This window comes from Sulfuriferula sp., assembly GCF_054605375.1.
Genome location: NZ_JBTSEG010000017.1, coordinates 33,826 through 54,117 on the forward strand (window position 1 = coordinate 33,826; position 20,292 = coordinate 54,117).

Annotated in this window: 25 protein-coding genes and 2 riboswitches; of the genes, 14 read left to right on the forward strand and 11 right to left on the reverse strand. The window is 55.1% G+C overall.

The features are described 5' to 3' along the window. Positions 1-9: 9 nt before the first annotated feature. From ACYCZJ_RS10625 to ACYCZJ_RS10645, 5 genes are read right to left on the reverse strand one after another with little or no spacing between them, the layout of a single operon-like run. Positions 10-576 carry a DUF4390 domain-containing protein gene (locus tag ACYCZJ_RS10625; protein WP_461554194.1) on the reverse strand — a complete coding sequence of 189 codons (567 nt, stop codon included), beginning with the start codon at positions 574-576 and terminating at the stop codon, positions 10-12. Next, positions 563-1,840 (reverse strand): 16S rRNA (cytosine(967)-C(5))-methyltransferase RsmB, encoded by a 1,278-nt coding sequence (gene rsmB, locus ACYCZJ_RS10630; RefSeq protein ID WP_461554195.1) that lies wholly within the window; start codon positions 1,838-1,840, stop codon positions 563-565. Before rsmB ends, ACYCZJ_RS10625 begins: the two co-directional genes overlap by 14 nt. Beyond that, positions 1,833-2,504, reverse strand: a complete 672-nt coding sequence (locus ACYCZJ_RS10635; RefSeq protein ID WP_461554196.1) for a sulfite exporter TauE/SafE family protein — start codon at positions 2,502-2,504, stop codon at positions 1,833-1,835. Before ACYCZJ_RS10635 ends, rsmB begins: the two co-directional genes overlap by 8 nt. Continuing rightward, entirely contained in the window at positions 2,497-3,750 is a 1,254-nt protein-coding gene (locus ACYCZJ_RS10640) for an AmpG family muropeptide MFS transporter (RefSeq protein WP_461554197.1), read from the reverse strand. Before ACYCZJ_RS10640 ends, ACYCZJ_RS10635 begins: the two co-directional genes overlap by 8 nt. Next, positions 3,747-4,526, reverse strand: a complete 780-nt coding sequence (locus ACYCZJ_RS10645; protein WP_461554198.1) for an exodeoxyribonuclease III — start codon at positions 4,524-4,526, stop codon at positions 3,747-3,749. Before ACYCZJ_RS10645 ends, ACYCZJ_RS10640 begins: the two co-directional genes overlap by 4 nt. Before the next feature lie 23 nt (positions 4,527-4,549). Between ACYCZJ_RS10645 and pyrE the strand changes: the two genes are divergently transcribed. Together pyrE and ACYCZJ_RS10655 are read left to right on the forward strand one after the other, a co-directional pair. Beyond that, positions 4,550-5,191: an orotate phosphoribosyltransferase gene (gene pyrE, locus ACYCZJ_RS10650; RefSeq protein WP_461554199.1), complete on the forward strand. Its 642-nt coding sequence runs from the start codon at positions 4,550-4,552 to the stop codon at positions 5,189-5,191. Positions 5,192-5,201: 10 nt separating this feature from the next. Then, positions 5,202-5,816 (forward strand): DUF4124 domain-containing protein, encoded by a 615-nt coding sequence (locus ACYCZJ_RS10655; RefSeq protein ID WP_461554200.1) that lies wholly within the window; start codon positions 5,202-5,204, stop codon positions 5,814-5,816. Between the two features lie 69 nt (positions 5,817-5,885). Here ACYCZJ_RS10655 and ACYCZJ_RS10660 read toward each other — a convergent pair whose 3' ends face one another. Further along, positions 5,886-6,296, reverse strand: coding sequence for an FxsA family protein (locus tag ACYCZJ_RS10660; protein ID WP_461554201.1), 411 nt, complete (start codon positions 6,294-6,296; stop codon positions 5,886-5,888). Between the two features lie 23 nt (positions 6,297-6,319). Between ACYCZJ_RS10660 and cutA the strand changes: the two genes are divergently transcribed. From cutA to ACYCZJ_RS10700, 8 genes are all read left to right on the forward strand, one after another. Beyond that, positions 6,320-6,643, forward strand: coding sequence for a divalent-cation tolerance protein CutA (gene cutA / locus ACYCZJ_RS10665; RefSeq protein ID WP_461554202.1), 324 nt, complete (start codon positions 6,320-6,322; stop codon positions 6,641-6,643). A gap of 127 nt (positions 6,644-6,770) precedes the next feature. Next, a complete protein-coding gene (locus ACYCZJ_RS10670) occupies positions 6,771-9,035 on the forward strand; it encodes a protein-disulfide reductase DsbD (protein WP_461554203.1) in 2,265 nt (754 codons plus the stop codon). A gap of 7 nt (positions 9,036-9,042) precedes the next feature. Next, positions 9,043-9,606, forward strand: a complete 564-nt coding sequence (locus tag ACYCZJ_RS10675; protein WP_461554204.1) for a TlpA family protein disulfide reductase — start codon at positions 9,043-9,045, stop codon at positions 9,604-9,606. Positions 9,607-9,709: 103 nt separating this feature from the next. Then, positions 9,710-10,201, forward strand: coding sequence for a type II 3-dehydroquinate dehydratase (gene aroQ, locus ACYCZJ_RS10680; protein WP_461554205.1), 492 nt, complete (start codon positions 9,710-9,712; stop codon positions 10,199-10,201). 2 nt (positions 10,202-10,203) lie between these two features. Next, the gene (accB, locus tag ACYCZJ_RS10685) at positions 10,204-10,659 is read left to right on the forward strand and encodes an acetyl-CoA carboxylase biotin carboxyl carrier protein (RefSeq protein WP_461554206.1); all 456 of its coding nucleotides are present in this window, start codon (positions 10,204-10,206) and stop codon (positions 10,657-10,659) included. 136 nt (positions 10,660-10,795) lie between these two features. Continuing rightward, the gene (gene accC, locus ACYCZJ_RS10690) at positions 10,796-12,148 is read left to right on the forward strand and encodes an acetyl-CoA carboxylase biotin carboxylase subunit (protein ID WP_461554207.1); all 1,353 of its coding nucleotides are present in this window, start codon (positions 10,796-10,798) and stop codon (positions 12,146-12,148) included. 5 nt (positions 12,149-12,153) lie between these two features. Then, positions 12,154-13,044 carry a 50S ribosomal protein L11 methyltransferase gene (gene prmA, locus ACYCZJ_RS10695; RefSeq protein ID WP_461554208.1) on the forward strand — a complete coding sequence of 297 codons (891 nt, stop codon included), beginning with the start codon at positions 12,154-12,156 and terminating at the stop codon, positions 13,042-13,044. After that, positions 13,041-14,081 carry a zinc-ribbon and DUF3426 domain-containing protein gene (locus ACYCZJ_RS10700; protein WP_461554209.1) on the forward strand — a complete coding sequence of 347 codons (1,041 nt, stop codon included), beginning with the start codon at positions 13,041-13,043 and terminating at the stop codon, positions 14,079-14,081. Before prmA ends, ACYCZJ_RS10700 begins: the two co-directional genes overlap by 4 nt. 253 nt (positions 14,082-14,334) lie before the next feature. Here ACYCZJ_RS10700 and ACYCZJ_RS10705 read toward each other — a convergent pair whose 3' ends face one another. From ACYCZJ_RS10705 to ACYCZJ_RS10715, 3 genes are read right to left on the reverse strand one after another with little or no spacing between them, the layout of a single operon-like run. Next, positions 14,335-14,931, reverse strand: coding sequence for a DUF4326 domain-containing protein (locus tag ACYCZJ_RS10705; protein WP_461554210.1), 597 nt, complete (start codon positions 14,929-14,931; stop codon positions 14,335-14,337). 7 nt (positions 14,932-14,938) lie between these two features. Continuing rightward, the gene (locus ACYCZJ_RS10710) at positions 14,939-15,379 is read right to left on the reverse strand and encodes a DUF488 domain-containing protein (RefSeq protein ID WP_461554211.1); all 441 of its coding nucleotides are present in this window, start codon (positions 15,377-15,379) and stop codon (positions 14,939-14,941) included. Positions 15,380-15,387: 8 nt separating this feature from the next. Continuing rightward, on the reverse strand, positions 15,388-16,131 hold the full coding sequence (locus ACYCZJ_RS10715; RefSeq protein WP_461554212.1) for a dual OB domain-containing protein: 744 nt from the start codon (positions 16,129-16,131) through the stop codon (positions 15,388-15,390). A 382-nt stretch (positions 16,132-16,513) separates the two neighbouring features. Between ACYCZJ_RS10715 and ACYCZJ_RS10720 the strand changes: the two genes are divergently transcribed. Both ACYCZJ_RS10720 and ACYCZJ_RS10725 read left to right on the forward strand, forming a co-directional pair. Further along, complete coding sequence (locus ACYCZJ_RS10720; RefSeq protein WP_461554213.1) at positions 16,514-16,765, forward strand: type II toxin-antitoxin system CcdA family antitoxin; 252 nt, start codon at positions 16,514-16,516, stop codon at positions 16,763-16,765. 3 nt (positions 16,766-16,768) lie between these two features. Continuing rightward, positions 16,769-17,080 carry a CcdB family protein gene (locus tag ACYCZJ_RS10725; RefSeq protein WP_461554214.1) on the forward strand — a complete coding sequence of 104 codons (312 nt, stop codon included), beginning with the start codon at positions 16,769-16,771 and terminating at the stop codon, positions 17,078-17,080. 133 nt (positions 17,081-17,213) lie between these two features. On the opposite strand, the gene ACYCZJ_RS10730 is transcribed toward ACYCZJ_RS10725, so the two are convergent. Then, positions 17,214-17,516, reverse strand: a complete 303-nt coding sequence (locus ACYCZJ_RS10730; RefSeq protein ID WP_461554215.1) for an addiction module antidote protein — start codon at positions 17,514-17,516, stop codon at positions 17,214-17,216. 7 nt (positions 17,517-17,523) lie between these two features. Beyond that, positions 17,524-17,865, reverse strand: coding sequence for a type II toxin-antitoxin system RelE/ParE family toxin (locus tag ACYCZJ_RS10735; protein ID WP_461554216.1), 342 nt, complete (start codon positions 17,863-17,865; stop codon positions 17,524-17,526). Between the two features lie 160 nt (positions 17,866-18,025). Then, positions 18,026-18,114, forward strand: a riboswitch (glycine riboswitch). After that, a riboswitch (glycine riboswitch) is annotated at positions 18,115-18,228 on the forward strand. Between the two features lie 59 nt (positions 18,229-18,287). Here ACYCZJ_RS10735 and lipA point away from each other — a divergent pair. Together lipA and gcvT are read left to right on the forward strand one after the other, a co-directional pair. Beyond that, positions 18,288-19,217: a lipoyl synthase gene (gene lipA, locus ACYCZJ_RS10740; protein WP_461554217.1), complete on the forward strand. Its 930-nt coding sequence runs from the start codon at positions 18,288-18,290 to the stop codon at positions 19,215-19,217. Then, a complete protein-coding gene (gene gcvT / locus ACYCZJ_RS10745) occupies positions 19,210-20,283 on the forward strand; it encodes a glycine cleavage system aminomethyltransferase GcvT (RefSeq protein ID WP_461554218.1) in 1,074 nt (357 codons plus the stop codon). The genes lipA and gcvT overlap by 8 nt, the downstream gene beginning before the upstream one ends. The last annotated feature ends 9 nt before the right edge of the window (positions 20,284-20,292 follow it).

Genomic DNA, 20,292 nt, shown 5'->3' on the forward strand with positions numbered 1-20,292 from the left:
TATTTCTGTTCACGGCGACATGCTCCACTCGAATGGCGCAGATTCAAGGTCCCATTTACGCGAACTGATGGCGTTGATTTGCAGTGGCTTGGGCAGTTGCGACACATCCATACGCATACCAAGGCTTGCCACATAACTGTAACGCTTGTAGAGCAGGCGTCGATCCAGCACCGGCCAGGCGCTGATTTCCCCCAGCGACGCAAGTGCATCCGCAAGCGTATCAAAACTAAGCTGCTGCGAACCTTCCGCCAGCAAATACTGGCGCAACAGCGGATTATAGGTCAGCCGCGTATTACGGGTGACTTTGGCAATTTCTTCGTTGAACCAGTACCAGCGCCGGCGACGGAAATCGAATTCGGTAATGAAGTTAAGCGCCAGACCTTTCTTGACAGCCTCTTCCAGGGTCGGGCCAAGCGTGATGGTCAGATGTGCATTGAGCTGATATACCTCATCCACCAGTTTGAGTTCTGCGGATTTGATATGGATGCCCTCGCTGGCTGCGCCGGCAACGGGAGCGAACAGCATGAGTTGCACGAATAGCGCCAGCAACAGCGCCAAAAATTCAGTTCTTGGCAAGCAACGCATAAAAGAAACCGTCGTGTTGTTCATCGGGTAACAGCTGACCAGGGTTGATCCATTCACCATCCAGATCCAGCTGGATGGCATCCTTGTGCCGGTCCAGAAAGGCATCCACCTGATGCTGATTTTCTTCAGGGAAAATGGAGCAGGTTATGTAAAGCAATTTACCATCGCGCGCCAGACATCGCCAGAGTTCGGGGAGCATGGCAGCCTGCTGCGCCGCAAAATACGCAATATCGTCAGGCCGTCTCAACCATTTGATATCCGGATGACGCCGCACCACGCCTGATGCCGAACAAGGTACATCGGCGAGGATGCGGTCGAACGGCTGACCATCCCACCAGGTGCCGGGCTGCGCGGCATCACCGCCAACCAGAGTGGCATTAAGGCGCAAACGATCAAGATTTTCACCTACTCGTCGCAGGCGGGTCGTATCTGAATCCAGCGCCGTCAACGTTACATCTGCTGTTTCCAGAATATGTCCGGTTTTGCCTCCCGGCGCTGCGCAGGCATCCAGCACGCGCTGACCGTCATGCAAATCCAGCAAAGGCGCGGCAAGCTGCGCGCCGGCATCCTGCACCGATACGCGGCCGGATGCAAAACCCGGTAGCTGAGCCACTGCAATCGGCTGGGCCAGTTGCAGTGCAAATTCGCCGGTCTGGGTGGCTTCCACACCCGCATCACGCAGCAATTCCTGGTACGCGACAGTGCTGCCGTGGTGCTGATTCACCCGCAGCGTCATCGGCGCATGCTGGTTACCTGCCGTCAGCACAGCTTGCCAGTGTTCCGGATAGGCTACGCGCACTCGGTCGATCCACCACTGCGGGTAGTTCCAATACACACTTTCTTTCTGGATGACCGTGGCAGTAAGCGCTTCAGCCTGACGCAGGTAGTTGCGCAATACGCCGTTAACCAGGCCACGCGCCCATGGCTGAGTCGCTGCGGCGGCTTCCACAGCCTCGTTGACCACGGTATGTGTCGCATCGGGACGCAGTCGCAACTGGCGCAATGTCACCACCAGCAGCGCGGCGACAACGCTATCCTTGAGCGGATTGCTCAGCAACGCGTCGCGCAATGCTGCCAGCAATGCATACTCGCGCAGACTACCGTAGCAGATATCCTGTACGGTGGCGCGCCCTTCAACAGGCTGCTGCGCCAACACGCGATTGAGGTTCTGGCCCTTGTGCACCACCGCGTCCACCGCATAGGCGGCGCGTTTCAAGAGTTGACGCAATGGAGGTTGATGGACGGGATCAGACATATAAAATCAACCGGGTTAATCCCCATACACCAAATGCCGCTACCATCAGCCCGGCTGCCAGTCGCACCATCGGTTTGCGGGTGAGGGTTTGAAGACGCTTGGCGAATAAACCCATCGCCAGCAAATTGGGTAATGTGCCCGCGCCGAAAGCCAGCATCAGCAACGCGCCGTGTGCAGCACTGCCTGTGGCCAGCGCCGATATCAGCACTGAGTACACCAATCCGCATGGCAACCAGCCCCACACTGCGCCGGTAAAAAACGCCTGCGGCAGTGTGCGCACCGGGATAAATCGTTTCATCAGTGGCTGCAAGCGTGCCCATACCACGCTACCCGCACGCTCCAGCGCCAGGACGGCGCGCGATAAACCGGCCAGGTACAGCCCGAGCATGATCAGCATGACATTGGCCAAACCATACAATACACGCTCTGCGGGCATGAACCTGTCCAGCAATAAAGTGCTTGCACCGATTGCCCCGACAATGGCGCCAGCCAGTGCATAGCTGGTGACACGTCCGAAATTGTAGGCCAGCAAAGTCGGCACTGCGGGACGATTGGTCGCCGAAGACAATGACAGTGCGGTGACAATGCCGCCGCACATGCCGACACAGTGTACGCCTCCCAACAAGCCCACCAGAAATACCGACAGGTAGGAAATTTCAGGCATTGCCTGGCTCCACCCATCCTTTAAACCGGCGCAGCAGCCACAAACCGGGCAGCGCAAGTAGCGTGCAGGTCAGGAAAAACAGGGTCCAGCCCATGGTTTCAGCCATCCACCCGGTTGGTGCAGACAGGATCACCCGCGGCACGCCCATCAGGCTCGACAACAACGCATACTGGGTGGCAGTGAAACGTTTGTCGGTCATGGCACCCATGAACCCGACAAATGCCGCCGTACCCAGCCCGCCGGTGAAATTTTCCACCGCCACCACCGCCGCCAGCCCGGTAAGATGCGGCCCCATGTGCGCCAGCAAGACAAAACCGAACGTCGATAGCATTTGCAGTATGCCGAACGCCCATAGTGCCCGGTACATACCCAGCCGCAATATCCAGATGCCACCCAAAGTGCCGCCCAGTATGGTGGCCCAGAAACCGAACAATTTGACCACCGCACCGATTTCGGTCTTGGAGAACCCGAGATCCAGATAAAACGGCGTAGAAATGGCTGTCGCAAGCGTGTCGCCCAGTTTGTAAAACAGAATGAACGCAAGGATCAACCATGCTTCTTCACGCTTGAAGAATTCCACAAACGGATCAATGACTGCGCTTTTCAGCGTGCGCGGCACACCCGGAGGAAGACTCGGTTCACGCGCCAGTAACGTGGTAATGATCCCCACGCTCATAAATGCCGCCATGAGTTGGTACATGACGGGGAAACTCAACAGGTCGGCCAGAATCAGCCCGCCACCACCGGCCAGCAGCATGCCGACACGATAACCATTGACGAAAAGCGCCGAACCGAAACCCAGCTCCACGTCGTGCAGGCTTTCACGTCGATAGGCATCAATGACTATATCCTGCGAAGCGGAAAAGAACGTCACCAGCAACGCTGCCAAGGCAACACCCCACAGATTGACGGCCGGGTTGGACAGGCTCAAACCCACCAGGGTTGCTGCCAGCACGCCCTGTACGAGCAGCAGCCAGCCACGCCGCCGGCCGAGCAGGGGCAGCGTAAAACGATCAAACAGCGGTGCCCACAGGAATTTCAACGTATACGGCAAGCCGATGAGCGACGCTGCACCGATCGCAGCCAGGCTGACGCCGGAATCTTTCAACCACGCCTGCAATACCGAACCGGTAAGCAACAGCGGCAGTCCGGAGGTAAACCCCATCACCAGCGCCACCAGCATACGGCCGCTAAAAATGGATTTCAGCGTTTCCTGCCAGCCAGGCTTCGGTACGTACCCGGTCATTGGTGGTCTGCGTAGTCGATAATGAGGGGCGAATGATCGGAAAAACGCGTGTCTTTATACACGCTAGCAGCACGCGCCTGCGCGGCAATCCCGGGCGTTGCGATCTGATAATCTATGCGCCAGCCTACGTTATTGGCCCACGCCTGGCCGCGATTGCTCCACCATGTATATGCTTCTCCGGTGGCATCCGGGCAGAGCATGCGATGCACATCCACAAATCCGAGCTCATCCTGAACCTTGCTCATCCAGGCACGTTCTTCCGGCAGGAATCCGGAATTTTTCTGGTTGGATTTCCAGTTTTTCAAATCAACTTCCTTGTGGGCGATGTTCCAGTCACCGCACAGAATGACTTCACGCCCACCGTTTTTCAGTTCGGTTAGATGCGGGTAAAACCGTTCCAGAAAGCGGAATTTGACCTGCTGACGCTCATCGGAACTGGAGCCGGATGGCAAATACAGCGAAATGACGCTGAGATTACCGAATTGCGCCTCAATGTAACGCCCTTCAGCATCGATATCGGCAATGCCCAGCCCTTCAATCACCGTATCGGGTTGTTTTTTGGCGTAAATGCCTACCCCGCTGTAGCCCTTTTTTTCCGCATAATGGAAGTAGCCATACAACCCATCGGGCTGGAGCATTTCACGGCGCATATCGGTCATCTGCGCTTTCAGTTCCTGCACACACGCGACATCGGCGTCTTGCGTGGCAAGCCATTCAAAGAAACCTTTACTGCCGGCAGAGCGGATACCATTGAGGTTGGCGGTTATAATGCGCAAATGTCTATTTCCTCGAATTAATCATGTCCGACTTCCGTCAAGCATTTCTGACCTTCGCCATTGAACAAAATGTGTTGTGTTTTGGCGAATACAAAACCAAGGCCGGGCGCCTCAGCCCGTATTTCTTCAATGCCGGGCTATTTTCCGATGGCATGGCCCTGAAACAACTTGGCGAATTTTACGCGAAAGCGATACTCGCTGCCGGAATCAAATTTGATGTGCTGTTCGGACCCGCTTACAAAGGCATCCCGCTGGCCGCCACAACAGCCGTGGCGCTGGCCGCTCAGGGGCAGAAAGTGCCGTACAGTTTCAACCGCAAGGAGGCCAAGGATCATGGCGAAGGCGGCAGCATCGTGGGCGCGCCTTTGCACGGACGTGTCCTGATTATTGACGATGTCATCTCGGCCGGCACCTCGGTGCGCGAGTCCGTAGAACTGATTCGCAGTCATGGCGCCACGCCGGCTGGCGTAGTCATTGCGCTGGATCGCATGGAACGCGGCCAGGGTGCCTTGTCTGCGGTGCAGGAAGTTGAAAAACAATACAACATCCCGGTATTTGCCATTGCCAATCTTGCCGACCTGCTTGCCTATTTGCATGACCATGCCACGATGGAACAGAATTTGCACGCAGTAGCCCGTTACCGCGAAGTTTACGGTGTGACCTAAGAGAATAAAAATGCGCGTTTTGCTCTGGATGATGATTTTTGGATTGGCGCTCCCCGCACAAGCTGCCATGTATAAATGGGTGGATGATCATGGTCACACCCATTACGGCGATACATTGCCGCAGCAAGCCACCGGACGCGCCAATGTGGAACTGGACAAGCAGGGGCTGACAATCAAGAAAAATGCCGGCGCCCTAACGCCGGAGCAGCGGCAATTACGCGCGGCGGAACTGTTGCGTCAGCAACAGGAGCAGCTGGTCAAAACCGAACAAAAGCAGCGTGACACTGCACTATTGAATACATACACTTCACCTGCAGAAATTGATCTGGCGCGCGACCGCAACCTGGAACAGGCCAAAGCAGCCATCAAAGGCAGTCAAACCCGATTAATTCAACTGCGCGCCCAGCAGGCTCAACTGGACCAGAAAATCGCGCTTGCTACGCGCAACAAACACCCTGTGCCAGCCCACATCGCGGCAGCCAATGATGCCAATGCTCGCGAAATTACCCAGCTGGAACGGGCCATAGCGCAAAAAAACAAGGAAATAACTGACATCCAGACCCGATTCAACGCTGACAAGGCACGCTTTATCGAACTGACCGGACCCGCTCGTCCCAGCCCTTAATCGCTGCGCAAAATCCCGGCTAAACTACTGTGCGACACATATGCAATCTGGCTGGGACTCAAACCGGGTTCAGCGTTCCAGCCTGTCATCATGCTCACGCCGGTACTCGCCTTCGATCACGCCATTATCTGCTTGCGTTTGCTGCCGAGAACGGCCACCGATCAGACGCAATGGTAAAAACAGCACCAATATGGCCAGTACATCGCTGATTACACCAGGGAAAATGAACAATGCGCCCGCAATCATGGTACGTCCGCTATCAATCAATGCTCGCAACGGAGATCCGCCGGACTGTATGGTCATACTCATCCGCGCCACGAAAGCCAGGCGCTCACCCACGATCAGCGACCATCCCGCCAGCATGCTGCCCAGCAGCAGAGCGAGAATCCACCAACCAATATAATGGTATATCTGAACCAGGGTATAAATCTCCAGCGCCGGGAAACTCAGCACTATAATCATGCCCAACAAGACGCGCATCGAGGAAACCTTCTAAGATTAATATGGAAGCAATCGTTATTTTAACCAACCTGCCCGACGACAATAGTGCTCAACGCCTGGCAAAGCAGTTGGTTGCAACAAAAATTGCGGCTTGTGTGAACATTATGGCACCTTGCCTGTCCACTTACCGGTGGCACGACGCAATTGAATCCACCACCGAAGTGCCCGTCCTGATAAAAACCCGGCGATGTCATTACAATGCGGTTGAACAAACCATCCGCGCATGTCATCCCTACACAGTGCCTGAAATCATAGCCTTGCCTGTTGTGGCAGGACTGCCTGATTATCTCGGATGGATTCTCGCAGAGACCCCAGAGGGCGTGTGAGTGTTCAGATTAGGACATTTCTGAAAAGTTAAAGCGATACCGGTGCAAAAATCGTAAGAATATAGTGGTCTTAATAGACTGAATCATACCGTGTCAATAAGTACATAACGCCTGGAGACTGAATTAGATGCGTATCTTTGGTTTTTTATTTTTGTTTTTCATCAGTGCAGTCCAAGTATATGCGGCGGATTTGCTCGAGCCCGAACAGGCATTCAAATTCTCTGCGCAGCAGGCTGACGCAAACCATCTGGAAGTGCGTTACCAGATTGCAGATGGCTATTACATGTACCGCAAACGGTTCAAATTCAGCCTGGATGGCGGCACCCTGGGTACACCACAGTTCCCTGCCGGCAAGATGCACGAAGACCCGACGTTCGGGCAGGTAGAGACCTACCGCAACGAAGTCCGCGTCAAACTGCCCTTTACCCCAACCGGCGGCGCGCAGAGCGTCACGCTCAAGGCAGTGTCACAAGGATGTGCAGATGCCGGTGTTTGCTACACCCCCATGGACAGCACAGCCACCATCAAGCTCACCGCGGCCAATACCACCTCCACGCTGCCGGCATCCCAAAAACCCACCGGCATATTAGCAGGCCTGAGCAATCTCGGCGACCGCCTTACCGGCAATGCACCCCCGCAGTTTTTGCCGCCGGACGAAGCATTCAAATTAGATCTGAGCGTTATTGATGGCCGGACCTTGAAGGCTGACTTCATTCCTGCGCCTTCCTATTATCTATACAAAAACAAAATTCACTTCACCGTCAAATCACCAGCAAACGTTCAGGTAGCCAAAGTTGCCCTGCCGGCAGGGGATATAGAGGAAGACCCCAATTTCGGCCGCCTCGAGGTTTACCACCATAACTTTACCGGCAACATCAGTCTCAATCGTCCCGCTGGCGGAGCCGATAAAATCGTAATGGAGGCAACCTATCAGGGATGCAGTGAAAAAGGTGTGTGCTACCCGCCGATTACCAAAAACTTTACGCTAACTTTACCGGCAGCCACCGCTGCGGATGTCGCTGGCGCCGGGTCAAATCCGGAACCAGCCCCGGCAGTTGCGGCAGCCCTGCCGGCGGCCGCTGCTGAAGCGCCGCTCTCGGAATCATCGCAAATCGAGCGCGTCCTCAAAGGTGGCCACTTCTGGACCATCATTGCCACGTTCTTCGGCGCCGGTCTGTTGCTGTCGCTCACACCGTGCGTCTTTCCGATGATCCCGATTCTGTCAGGTATCATTGCCGGACAAAAAAACGTCACGCGGCTGTCCGGTTTCCTGCTGTCCCTCGCGTATGTGCTGGGGGTAGCCATTACCTATGCGCTGGCCGGTGTCGCAGCGGCCTTATCCGGTACGCTGATTTCCAATGCCCTGCAAAATCCGATTGCGCTCTCCATCGGGGCGGGCGTTTTCGTGCTGCTGGCCATGTCCATGTTCGGTTTTTTCGAATTACAGCTGCCCAGCTTCATCCAGAGCAAGTTTTCCGATGCCAGCAATAAAGTAAAGGGCGGCAATTTCATTGGCGTCTTTGTCATGGGCGCGTTGTCAGCGCTGATTATCGGCCCCTGCGTCGCGCCGCCGCTGGCCGCCGCATTGGCATTCATCGCCCAAACCGGGAGCACTGTACTGGGCGGCTGGGCATTGTTTGCGCTGGCGATCGGCATGGGCGTACCACTGTTGCTGGTAGGTATTTCGGCTGGTGCGCTCCTGCCTCGCGCCGGCGGCTGGATGAACGCTGTAAAGTATTTCTTCGGCGTACTCATGCTGGCGATCGCCATCTGGCTGATAACCCCGCTGATCCCGGCGTGGATTCAAATGCTGCTGTGGGCAACCCTGCTGATCGCTTCAGCCATGCACCTCAAGGCGATTGAACCATTGGCAGTCAATGCCTCCGGCTGGCACCGTCTGTGGAAGGGGCTGGGCGTCATTGCATTACTGGCCGGCATTGCACTCATCGTTGGGTTGCTGGCGGGTGGACGCGATGTGCTACAACCGCTGTCCGTGTTCAAGGGTGGCGCGGGCAGCGCGAACGCCACTCAAGCCGGATTGCAATTTACCCGCGTCAAAAGCCTGGCTGAACTCGACAGCAGGATTAGCCAGTCAAAGGGAAAGTTTGTCGTACTGGATTTTTATGCTGACTGGTGTGTGTCCTGCAAGGAAATGGAACACAACACCTTTACCGACCCGAAAGTGCAGGCAGCACTCAAGGATGCCGTGTTGCTGCAGGCAGATGTCACCGACAACACGCCCGACGACAAGGCACTGCTTAAACGTTTTGGCCTGTATGGGCCGCCCGGGCTGATATTTTTTGACCGTGACGGTAAAGAAGTCACTTACCGCGTCATCGGCTATGAGCCTCCCGCACAATTCCTGAATAGTCTGGACGCGGCTTTACGCTGACCCCCATATGAAAAAAAATCTATCCCTGATCCTGTTTGTTTTGATTGGCGCACTGGCGCTGGGCGGTGGCTACTATGTATACCAGCACAACCGGGCATCATCCGCCGTCGCACCAGTCACTACCGCCATTGACAACAGTGACGCTGCCGCCACATTGTTCAAGGCCGGATTCAAGGATCTCGCAGGCATCCGCCAACCACTGTCGCAATGGCGCGGCAAAGTACTGGTGGTCAATTTCTGGGCTACCTGGTGTCCCCCATGCCGCAAGGAGATCCCCGAATTCATCAAATTACAAAGCAAATATGGCGCTCAAGGTTTGCAGTTTGTGGGTATCGCCATTGACGAAACGGCCAAGGTCCAGGCTTTTTCCGATCAGATGGGCATGAACTATCCGGTATTGGTGGGCGATCTCGATGCAGTCGCTTTATCGCAGGCCACCGGCAACCGTCTGGGCGGCTTGCCATACACGCTTATTCTGGATCGGTCGGGTAAAATTGTCGGTACTGAACTGGGGGGATTAAGCACAGCCAAACTTGAAGCCACGCTGAAACCATTATTGGCCACTCCCTGACCCGGAATGCGGCATCACGCCGCATCTTGTTAAAACATGGATTTGGCGGCATTTTCGTTAAACGTCTGGACAACTTCACCCAACTTGCGGCAAACTTGCGCCCATGAATTCCCAGCGCACACGCTCCACCAAGTCCGCAACCAAGGCTAAACCACCCCATATTCTGGTGCTGCACGGCCCAAGCCTGAATTTGCTGGGGGCGCGTGAACCGGAACATTACGGCAGCACTACCCTGGCGGATATCGACGCGCGTCTGGCGGCGCGTGCCAAGTCAGCCAGGGTCACCCTTGAATGCTGGCAAAGCAATAGCGAAGCGACGCTGATTGAGCACATTCACTCGGCCCGGCAGCACACCAGCTACATTCTCATCAATCCGGCAGCTTTCACCCATACCAGTGTTGCACTACGCGATGCGCTGGCCGCCGTCGCCATTCCTTTCATTGAAGTCCACCTGTCGAATGTATTTGCCCGCGAGCCCTTCCGCCATCATTCCTATTTCAGCGATCTGGCGGTCGGTGTCATTAGCGGTCTCGGCGCGCAAGGATACGAACTGGCGCTGGAATACGCGCTCACCCAACTGACAATCAAGGCCTGACTATGGATCTGAGAAAACTTAAAAAACTGATCGACCTCGTGGAAGAATCCGGTATTGCCGAACTCGAAATCACCGAGGGTGAAGAAAAAGTCCGCATTACCCGTACCGCACCAAACACCCAACCCATCTACATGAGCAATATGCCGGGCTATGCATCTGCTGCCCCCGCTGCTCCCCCGGCACCTGTGGCAACGCCGGCACCCGTCGAGGCTGCTGCCCCAGAGGGACATATTGTCAAATCACCCATGGTTGGTACGTTCTACCGCTCGTCCAGTCCGGGTGCCAAATCATTTGTAGAGGTCGGACAAACAGTATCCGCCGGCGAAACACTATGCATCATAGAAGCGATGAAGCTGCTGAATGAAATCGAAGCCGACCAGGGTGGCGTTATCAAGGCGATTCTGGTGGAAAACGGTCAGCCGGTGGAATACGGCGAGCCGATGTTTATTATTGGCTGACACACCAGGCAGGATCAGCAGGATTTTAAGCTGCACAGGTAATTCAACATTATTTAGCGGGATCAAGTAGAAGGAACTTCCTGCTCACCCTGCAACATACCCTGGTTATACGGCCCTATCATTTAACAGGCACTCCATGTTTGAAAAAATCCTCATCGCCAACCGCGGCGAAATTGCTTTGCGTATCCAGCGCGCCTGCCGCGAAATGGGTATCAAGACCGTCGCCGTCCACTCCGAAGCGGACGCCGACGCCAAATACGTCAAGCTCGCCGACGAATCGGTGTGTATCGGCCCTGCCGCCTCGGCGCTGAGCTACCTGAACGTGCCGGCAATTATCAGCGCAGCAGAACTCACCGATGCCGAGGCGATTCACCCCGGCTATGGCTTCCTGTCGGAAAACGCCGACTTTGCCGAACGCGTGGAATCATCCGGCTTCGTGTTTATCGGCCCGCGCCCGGAAACCATCCGCCTGATGGGCGACAAGGTTTCTGCCAAAGACGCCATGAAAGCCTCCGGTGTACCGTGTGTCCCCGGCTCTGACGGTGCATTGCCGGACAATCCGGAAGAAATCATGCGCATCGCCAACCAGGTAGGTTACCCGATCATCATCAAGGCTGCAGGCGGCGGCGGCGGGCGCGGGATGCGCGTGGTGCATAGCGATGGCGCGCTGCTCAACGCGGTAGCCATGACCCAGGCCGAAGCGCAGAGTGCATTCGGCAACCCGGTGGTGTACATGGAACGCTACCTGCAAAAACCGCGGCACATTGAAATCCAGATATTGGCGGATGAACACGGTCATGCCATCCACCTCGGCGAGCGCGACTGTTCCATGCAGCGCCGCCACCAGAAAATACTCGAAGAGGCCCCCGCGCCCGGTCTGGACCGCAAACTGCGCGACAAAATCGGCGAACGCTGTGCCGCCGCCTGCCGCAAAATCGGCTACCGTGGCGCCGGTACATTTGAATTCCTCTACGAAGACGGCGAATTCTTCTTTATTGAAATGAATACCCGCGTGCAGGTCGAGCACCCGGTTACCGAACTCATTACCGGCGTGGATATCGTGCAGGAGCAAATCCGTATCGCTGCCGGTGAAGAGCTGCGCTACAAGCAAAAAGATATCGAGTTTCGCGGCCACGCCATCGAGTGCCGCATCAATGCCGAACACCCCTACACTTTCGTCCCTTCACCTGGCCGCTTGACCGCCTATCACGTACCCGGCGGGCCGGGCATCCGGGTGGATTCGCATGTATACCAGAATTATTTCGTGCCGCCGCATTACGATTCCATGATCGGCAAACTGATTGCGCACGGCGCCACCCGCGAGCAGGCCATCGCGCGTATGCGTACCGCGCTTTTGGAAATGATCGTGGAAGGCATCAATACCAACATTCCGCTACACCAGGATTTGATGTACGACGCCGCATTCGTGGAGGGCGGCACCAGCATCCACTATCTCGAGCAAAAGCTCGCCAAACCGTCCACGGCCTAACCACCATGCCCTGGCAATCTGTCACCCTGGCCGCTACTGCAGACGAGGCAGAACGTTTGTCCGATGCGCTGATGGAAGCAGGTGCGCTGTCGGTAAGCATCGAGGACGCCGCAGCCGGCACCGCTGCGGAAGCACCGATTTTCGGCGAGCCGGGCATGCCCGCGGACGAACTCTGGCGCGACAATAAAGTCCTCGCGCTATTTGCGCAAACTGCTGATGTAGCAACGATCCTTGCAGAGGCCGCGCAAACCGCCGGTTTTACTGTTCCTGCATACCGTATCGAGCAAGTCGCCGAGCAGGACTGGGTACGACTCACCCAGGCTGAATTCGATCCGATCCGCATTTCCGAACGCCTGTGGATCATCCCCAGCTGGCACGCAGCCCCGGATAGCGCCGCCATCAACCTGAAACTGGATCCCGGCCTGGCATTCGGCACCGGCTCCCACCCCACCACGCGTCTGTGCCTGCAATGGCTGGACAGCCATATCGCGGGCGGCGAGCGCGTGCTGGATTACGGCTGCGGCTCCGGCATTCTGGCCATCGCCGCGCTGAAATTCGGCGCCGGCTACGCGTGCGGTGTGGACATCGATGCGCAAGCGGTCGCCACCGCACAGGATAATGCGCGCAACAACGCCGTGCAGGCGGATTTTTCCCTGCCCGATGCCACGCCGGATGCCCCTGCCGACATCGTGATCGCGAACATCCTCACCAACCCCTTGCTGGCACTCGCCCCGCTACTTGCCAATGCCTGCCGGGAGAATGGACACGTCGTCCTGTCCGGCATCCTGGTTGAACAACTGGACAAGGTGATCACTGCCTACACCGACTGGTTCGATATCCGCCTGTGGCGCGCCGAAGATGGCTGGGCGTGTCTGGCTGGCACAAAACGCGCATGAACATACTCACCTCCTGTCCTGACTGCAATACGGTATTTCGCGTTCCTGCGGAAATCCTGGCAGCACGCGATGGGCAAGTGCGTTGCGGAGTGTGCAGCTGCGTATTCGACGCGCGTGAATATCTGACGCCGGAAATCTACCCAAACATCTCTGCTGAAACACCTCAAACCGAGACCAGCGATTCGACTGCTGCAGAACCCTTAAACAGCCCGGATGAACAAGCCGAAGTGCTGGAAATCGGCATCCCTGCAACGGACATATCGGCTACACCGGCGGAAGAAATAACGCCTCCCGTTGAAGAACAGGCTGAAGCGGTAGAAATCAGCATTCCGGCAATCGACATGCCGACCGAACCGGCCGCGGAAATAACACCGTCCGTTAAAGAATCTGAACACTTTGAAGAATATGAGCAACGTCTCGAAGAACAGGCGTCACCCATCGAGACGCCGGTTGAGTGGGCAGAAGAACCATCCGGTGTAGAGCAGCCCAAGGAATTTGTACCATCGTCCTTGCCCTCGGAAGCCTTAACAAACACCGCCCGTCTGGTGCGGCGCAAACGTCTCCGTTCAACACTGCTCGGCATGGGCAGTGCCGCCCTTGCCATATTGCTGGCCGCACAACTGATCTACGTGATGCGCACACCGATCGCAGCCCGCATCCCCGCCGTCAAACCCTGGCTGGTCGCCGCATGTACGGCTCTGGGTTGCAATGTGCCGCTGCCGCGCGATTCCGATGCCATTAAAATTTCCAGTTCGGATCTGCTCTCCGATCCCGCGCATCCGGCGCGCATCCAGGTCAGCTTGCTGATCGCCAATGAAGCGGGATATGCCGAAGCCTATCCGCATATCGAACTCACTCTCACCGACACTCACGATGCCGCGCTGGCAAAACGCATTTTTGCGCCGAACGAATATCTCCGCACGCCCGGCAAGGAAGCTGCCGGTATCAGGCCGGGTAGCGAAGCCAGTGTCGATTTGCTGCTGGATATCGGCAATCTGGCCGCTACCGGTTACCGCGTACTGGTGTTTTATCCCTGAGTTCGTTGACGGAATTGAGCGTCTAAATCATGCCGCACGTTATCTTGATTGCCGGGCCAAATGGCGCGGGGAATTCCACAGCGGCAGCGGGCATTTTGCAAGGCGCCTTGGCAGTATCGCAATTCGTCAATGCAGACACCATCGCACTTGGTTCATCGGCTTTCGTCCCGAAAATGCAACAATGTAAGCAAGTCGAAGGCGGAATGTTGTAATGCAAGACGCTACCCTGCCCTCAACTTAAGTTGACTTTAGTTTACTCACCGTCATCTAAACAGTTGAGGTATTCCGCAAAAACATCGCCATGACATGCAAGCGGCTTGCAGTGACAACCCAGCCGTTTTCCAGCCAGCGCTCTTAAACGTTGCTTGAAGCCATATCCATCGCGAATATAGTTTTTATCAAAGTCGTACTTATACTTACGAATGACTTCCTCACGATCACCGCTGAAACCAATTGCGTAGGGATTACCCCAATCAGTTCCCCGACCGATGTATTCATCGTAGAGCTGGCCCTTGTCCACATTGACAACCCGAGTTATCTTGACTGCAACTCTTCTAACAACAGCCCCTGCGGTATCTAGCATATCAATTAGATCAATAAACGTCTGCCCGTCGCCAAAGATAATTGCATGGGTAATACCTACTTCCCCCAATAGTGTCCTATCTATACGTTCGATTTTGAGGATGCTTTGATCACCACGAAATGTGGACTCGATAAACCCTCGCCGATCCTCCAGATATATGATCGTGAAGTTATTGAGTGAGGACAAAATTCGGTTTGCCTTCCTCTTAAATTTTTCGAGGCAACCAAATTCTGGCGGATATGCGATTAGGACGATTTTAGATTCCATCGAATAATCACCACAAATGCTTCACTTCAATCTGCCCTCCCCACTCTTTGCTCAAATACTCCGCGACTAAGCGCCTATGGCATTGATGTGGTTTGTCCTCACTGCACAATAGGCAGCCCTCATCCAGAATTTCTTTACCCACCGTTCTTGCAACATCTCGCTGAGAAATTAAATCCAAGTATCTAGCTTCATATTCGTCCCAAGACATTTTCTTGTTTTTATATGAGTCAAGGATGTCTTTGGTAGGCGCCAATTCTGGAAGATGCAAATATTCCATCTCGCAAATTTCTTTCAGAAAGAATTGCAAGTCCTCTTTTTTAGCAAAGCCGGCCAATTGCGAGACGTTATTAAGCCGAACATCGATAATTCGCCTAGCCTCGCTCCTACGAAGGATGCCAAAAAATTTTTCTGCATTTTTCTTGGTAAAACCAATTGTTAGTATGCGCATAAGCAGTTTCAGTAATTATTTTGCAAGTAGCCATCAAAATCAAAGATAGCTGCGACGAATTTATAGTGGCGATTTTCATAACCAAATAGTGGGCCTAAGCTGACACACAAATAATAGTTGTCCTCTTTAATCAGCTTTACTGTACGAGGTTCTGTGCCCTCTTCAGGAAATTGGTTCTTGAGCATTTTTCGAACCTTAGGGTCTGTGATTGATAGCCCGCTATATGCTTTACCTGCATACTGAAATTCAGCAGACATCTTTCCCTTATATTTTTGATCATGGTCATTCCAATTTAGTGCTAGCTTTACGCAGAGTAGCTCCGGTTTTATCAAGAACAATGAATGATTAATAGATTCCTGTTCCACATAAATTGAACTAACCGAGTCACTTTCATCTTCGTCCTCAAGCCATATATTTATTGGCTTTTCGATAAGTTTACTCAAATACCCAGACGGAAAAATTCTTTCATATTGCCAAGTACTATCGTCGATACGATAGTTCTCTGGCTGCCCTGATGTTGGGGCATGCATAGCAATTGGGACACGCACAATATCAAGAACCTGCACTTCTCGACCAATGTTTAGAATGCATTGCTGGCTGGAAATCGCACCATGCTGTTCCTCAGAGGTAGGGCGAACCCAGCCATGAATCTGATATTTTCCGTTTTCTGCTTTAATCAACTCCCTACCTGCAATACACCATTTATTATTCTTGTAAGACTTGGCCAACACCACAATGGTCTTCCAGTCCATTTTCCTCCCACGAGCTTAACGAAAATTTTGACGCAGAAAACCTGCCCAAAATCTCACAAACATTCACTACACTTTCTGCCTGATCAACCAATCTTTCAAGAGGGTGATGGTCGTGTCTTGCACTGCAAGATTTTTGTCCCAAAAACAGTCTAATATTACCAGACCGCGTAGGGCGCAATCGTTATTGCGCCGAATGAAATGGGGTTCGCAGGGATGGGGGACTTGCCGTCCAACTCGCAAAACATCCGATGCAATGCGCTTCGCTTATTGGCACCCTACATTGCACCTTGCGCGGGTTACATTCTCCAAGTCTGAAAAAGCGTTGACGCAAGGATAAGGATGCGTATGATCGTACGTATCTTGTTCCCCGAGCGGATACGCCATGCAAACCCATTACAATCCAACCGCCAAAAAAGGCCGCCTGTCCTTGTCGATCAATCAAGACCTGCTGGACCGCCTCGAACCCTATAAGCAACAGCTGAATTTTTCCGCGCAAGCCGAGCAGTTGCTTGCGCGCATGCTCGAAGAACTTGAGAACCGTGCCTGGGCAGAACGCAACGCCGACGCGTTGGCCACACACGGCGTAGATATCGCCGACACAGGCCTGGCGGGTGCTGAATTTGACCGAATTTAAACCTTGGCTCAATTTGACATCTATCCCAATCCAGGCACAAAAAAAGCCGAAATACCGTATCTCGTTGCAATTCAGAATGACCATATCAGCAGCAAAACCGGCGCGACCGTTGTCATCCCCTTACGCGCCAATGCCCAGCCTGTAGAGATCATGGCGCCACTGGTTGAAGTGGCGGGACAAGGGCAGTTCGTTTTATCGACCGACGAAATTTTCGCGATTGATACAGCCAGACTCAAAGCGCCGTGCGCCATTCTCAGCAAACCTGATCGTGCAAAAATCAAACCCGCAATAGACAAAGTAATCGGCGAATACTGATTGATCTGCGCCGCCGCAGTTGTCCGAGACCAGCCTGCGTGAAGCACAATCGTTACTGCGCAGAATGAAGACACCCGGTGTCACTGAGTTTTCAGGAAGTGATCATGTGGTTAGAATCGACGGATTCTTCGGGTCAACCATGAGCTGCTTCGGCATGCAGCTTCAACCCCAGCGCTCCCACAACCTTGAGGATCGTGTCGAAGTCTGGGCTACGCTCGCCGGAGAGTGCCTTGTAAAGACTTTCACGCGACAGCCCCGCATCGCGTGCGACCTGTGACATGCCCTTGGCGCGGGCAATATCGCCTAGCGCTTTGGCGATGAACGCAGCGTCGCCGTTGGCCTCATCCAGGCAAGCTTCCAGGTAGGCCGCCATTTCCTCCGGGGTGCGGAGGTGCTCGGCGACATCGTAGCGAGTGGTCATGGTTTTGCTCATCATGGTGCTCCTAAAGGTTGCGTACAAGGCGCAAGGCAGTTTTGATGTCGGCGGACTGCGTGCCTTTGTCGCCACCCGCCAGCAGAATGACTACATCGCGCCCGCGCTTTGTGAAATACACCCGGTAACCGGGGCCATAATCGATCCGCAACTCGGAGACACCTTCGCCTACCGGCTTGGTATCCCCCGCGTTTCCAGCCGCCAGACGCTCAACACGAACCTGAACGCGCGCACGCGCACGAATATCGCGCAGCTCATCAAGCCACCGGGCGTAGATTTCAGTCTTACGAATCTCGAACATGGATCGAATGTAGCCTTGTGGATACATATTGTCAATGCCTGCTTCGCCCATGTGTGCCCATACGGGCAACCCAACGTCTGGGGTTCCAAGCCAGACTTAACCCGAATATTTCTACATTTTAAAAACGTCGACACATCTGACTTTGCGCCAACACGCTGCTTCGCTACGGTTGTCCAGAGCCTGCCGAATACGGTATAGTGCGCGCTTGTCCGCAGTCATTGCGGGAGAGTGCGCGCCCGACGCGCCGCCGAAGGCGTAATTCACCCAGAACCGCTCAGGCTCCCGAACCGCAGTGAAAGCACGGGCATCTCTGGAGAGCGGCGCGCCAAAACACACGGCCAGCGTCCACCGAAGGGGCACACGGTGTTTCACTCACATCGTAATCTCTCAGGTAAACAGGACAGGGGGGTGACGGCTGAAACTGCGCAATTGAATACGCCGGTCGATATCCCTTTATTTTATTTACCGAGTCCATGACACCTGACACCCTCACCATCCAGCCTGCACGCATTCCGAATACCGCGCGCATGCCGATCTGGATCCGCCAGAATCTCGGCAACGACGTCCACTACGGCAAAACCGGCGAGGCCGTGCATGGCAACCGCCTGCACACCGTTTGCGAAGAAGCGCGCTGCCCGAATCGCGGCGAATGCTGGAGTCGCGGCACCGCTACCTTCATGCTGCTGGGCGATACCTGCACGCGTGCCTGCGGGTTTTGCTCGGTCAAAACCGGCAAGCCCGCCTGGTTCGATGCCGACGAACCGCGTCGCGTGGCTGAGGCGGTGATGGCATTGCGGCTGCAATACATCGTGCTCACTTCGGTCAACCGCGATGACCTACCCGATGGTGGAGCGGGCATTTTTGCTGACACCCTGAAGCAACTACGCTTGCGTGACGCACAGATCGGCGTGGAATACCTCACGCCGGATTTCCGCGCCTGCCAGGATCAGGCTATCGCCACCATTAACAATGCACTGGCGAACCTGCCCGCAGGCACGCGCCGCGACCTGGTGTGGGGACATAATGTGGAAACCGTACCACGCCTGTATAAAACGGCGCGCAAGGGTTCGCAATACGCGCGCTCGCTCGACATGCTGAACAAGGCCGCACAACAGCCGGGCATAGAAGCCAAATCAGCATTAATGCTGGGGTTGGGTGAAACCCGCGCGGAAGTGCTGGAAGTGCTACATGATTTACGCACTGCGGGCGTGGCAAGGGTCTCACTGGGTCAATACTTGCGTCCATCACTGGATCACCTGCCGGTAGTGGAATATATCCACCCCGATGTATTTACCGAATATGAACACGATGCGCGTGCCATGGGCTTTGCCTGGGTCAAGGCCGGCCCGCTGGTGCGCAGCAGTTATTACGCCGAAGAACAACAAGGACGCCACCATGCTTAAACAAACCCCGCTTAACGCCGCGCACCGTTCCATGGGCGCCAAAATGGTGGATTTCGGCGGCTGGGACATGCCGGTCAATTACGGCTCGCAGATTGAGGAGCACCATCAGGTACGCGCCGACGCCGGCATGTTCGATGTGTGCCACATGCTGGTCGTGGATGTGAAAGGCGCCAACGTGCGCGGCTTCCTGCGCAAACTGGTTGCCAACAACGTGGACAAGCTCAAACTGCCGGGCAAGGCACTGTACTCATGCATGCTGAACCCCGAGGGCGGTGTGATCGACGACCTCATCATTTATTTTCTGACGGAAGACTGGTTCCGTATTGTGGTCAATGCCGGTACTGCAGAAAAGGATTTGGCATGGATGCAAAAGCAGGCGGAAGGCCGCGGCCTGGCCATCACCCCGCGCCGCGACCTCGCCATGATTGCGGTACAAGGCCCGCATGCCCGAGCTCGCGTATGGTCTGCCATACCCGGCGCACAAGCCGAGACCGAAGATCTCAAACCATTTAATGCCGTCGCATTCCAGAAATATTTCATTGCCCGCACCGGTTATACCGGTGAAGACGGCTTCGAGGTCATTCTGCCGGCAACCGATGCCGAAGCTTTCTGGCGCTTGCTTGCCACGCTGGGCGTCAAACCGATCGGTTTGGGTGCGCGCGATACGCTACGCCTTGAAGCGGGCATGAACCTGTACGGCCAGGATATGGATGAAACCACCAACCCGCTGGAATCCGGCCTGGCATGGACGGTTGATCTGAACAGCGAGCGCGATTTCATCGGCAAGCCCGCGCTGCAATCGCGCGACATCAATCAACAGCTGGTCGGTCTGGTGTTGCTGGATAAAGGCGTACTGCGCGCGCATCAGCAAGTTCATACCGCAAACGGTGTCGGCGAAATTACCAGCGGCAGCTTCTCGCCCACGCTGCAGCAATCCATCGCGCTGGCGCGCATTCCGCTGGGCATCGCCCCGGGTACGGAAGTCGAAGTGGAAATCCGCGACAAAAAACTCAAGGCGAAGGTCGTCAACTACCCTTTCGCTCGCAATGGTAAAGCTTTGGTTTAAACATTCGAC